At 76.1% G+C, this 2,178-nt stretch carries 1 protein-coding gene and 1 pseudogene; both read left to right on the forward strand.

Annotated features, from left to right (window positions below):
- Positions 1-79: 79 nt before the first annotated feature.
- Positions 80-1,666 (forward strand): apolipoprotein N-acyltransferase, encoded by a 1,587-nt coding sequence (gene lnt / locus FV229_RS26555; protein ID WP_238272118.1) that lies wholly within the window; start codon positions 80-82, stop codon positions 1,664-1,666.
- Between the two features lie 44 nt (positions 1,667-1,710).
- A pseudogene (locus FV229_RS26560) lies at positions 1,711-2,178 on the forward strand (cyanate transporter); the annotation flags it as partial.

A 2,178-nucleotide genomic window follows, 5' to 3' on the forward strand; every position in this document is an offset into this window, starting at 1 on the left:
CCCCGTGACGCCCGCCTCCGAAGCGCCGCCGGCGGCCGCGTCGCCGGGTGGTGCGGTCGCGCGCCTGGCGGGCGGCGTCATGCTCCTGCGCGGCTGGCGCCGGCTGGGCGCGAGCTTTCTCGCCGGCAGCTTCGGCGCCCTGGCCATGCCGCCCTTCGGGTTCCTGCCGGCGCTCGCCGTGTCGCTGGCCGTCGCGATCTGGCTGGTGGACGGGACGGCCGGCTCGCGCAGTACGCGGCCCGCCCGGCTATGGCCCTGCGCGCTGATCGGCTGGGCCTGGGGCTTCGGCTACCTGTTCGCCGGGCTGTGGTGGCTCGGCTCCGCCTTCCTCGTCGAGGCCGACGTCTTCCTGTGGGCGCTGCCGCTCGGCGTCCTCGGCCTGCCGGCGGCGCTCGGGCTGTTCTACGCGGCGGGCTTTGCCGTCGCCGGCCTGCTCTGGGTCCGCGGCCCGGGGCGCATCGCCGGCCTCGCCTTCGGGGTGGCCGGCGCCGAATGGGTGCGCGGGCACGTCTTCACCGGCTTCCCCTGGAACACCCTGGGCATGGCGGTCGGGCAGAACCTCTGGCTGATGCAGTCGGCCTCGCTCGTCGGACTCTACGGCCTGACGGTGCTCGCGATCCTCGTCTGCGCGGCGCCGGCGACGCTGGCCACCGGCTCGCATCCGCGCAGCCGCTTCGGCCCGAGCGCCGCCGCCGCGATCGTGCTGGCCGCGATGGCGCTCTACGGCGCCGAGCGCGTCGATCCCGAGGCCGACCCGGTCGTGGTGGGGGTGCGCCTGCGGCTGGTGCAGCCGAACCTGCCGCAGGACGCGAAGTTCCGCCCCGAGAACCGGCAGGACATCGTCGATCGCTACGTCGAGCTGACCCGGCGCCCGCCGGAGGATGGCGGCGCGGCGCCGACCCACATCCTCTGGCCGGAATCGGCGTTTCCGTTCCTGATCCAGCGCGATCCGGCCGCGATGGCGCAGGTCGGCGCCGGGCTGGCGCCAGGCCAGCACCTGATCACCGGTGCGGCCCGCGCCGAGGAGCCGCTGCCCGGCGAGCGCCTGCGCTACTTCAACGCGATCATGGCGATCGAGCCCGGCGGCCGCATCGTCGACAGCTACGACAAGGTCCACCTCGTGCCGTTCGGCGAGTACCTGCCGGCTCCCCTCGACGCGGCCTTGCGGGCTTTGGGCCTGCGCCAGTTCGTGGCGGTGCCGGGCGGCTTCTCCGCCGGCACGCTGGCCGGCCAGCGCATCCTCGACGTGCCCGGACTGCCGCCGGTGGCGGCGACGATCTGCTACGAGGCGATCTTCCCCGGCGCGATCCTGCCGGCGGGGGCCGCCGGCGCCGACCGGCCCCCGGGCCTGATCCTGAACGTCACCAACGACGCGTGGTTCGGCGACACGCCGGGCCCTCGCCAGCACTTGGCGCAGGCGCGCCTGCGCGCCGTCGAGGAGGGCCTGCCGCTGGTGCGCGACGCCAACACCGGGATCTCCGCGGTGATCGATGCGCACGGGCGCGTCGTCGCGCAGCTACCGATCGAGCAGGAGGCGGTGCTCGACGCCGACCTCCCCGTCCGCATCCTCGGCGGGACCCTCTACGGCCGGGTCGGCGACTGGCCCTTCGCGGCGATGCTCGCCGCCTGCCTCGCGGGCGCCCTCCGGGCCCGGCGGCTCGCGTGAGGCCGTCGCGGCCCGTCCCGCCCCTGCTGCTGACCTGCGGGCTGATGGCGGTGGCGTTCAACCTGCGTCCGGCCTTGAGCACCGTCGGGCCGCTGCTCTCGTCGATCCGCGAGGCGACGGGGCTCTCGGCGGCCGGCGCCGCGGTGCTGACCACGCTGCCCGTCCTCTGCCTCGGCCTCGCCTGCGCGCTGACGCCGCTCGTCCTGCGCCGGCTCGGCGCCGACCGCGGCGTGCTCCTCGGCATCGTCGTGGTCGCGGCCGGCCTGTCCCTGCGCGGTCTCGGCGGCTTCGCGTCGCTGTTTTCCGGCACGGCGGTCGCCGCCTTCGGCATCGGGCTCGCCAACGTGCTGCTGCCGGCGGTGGTCAAGCGCGACTTCCCCGGTCGCGCCGGGGCGATGACCGGGCTCTACACCATGACCCTCTGCCTCGGCGCCGCCGCCGGCGCCGGCTTCGCGGTGCCGATCGAGCAGGCGCTCGGCCGCGGCTGGCCGGCGGCGCTCGCCGTCTGGGCC

It is taken from the genome of Methylobacterium sp. WL120 (assembly GCF_008039465.1).
GTDB lineage: Bacteria > Pseudomonadota > Alphaproteobacteria > Rhizobiales > Beijerinckiaceae > Methylobacterium > Methylobacterium cerastii.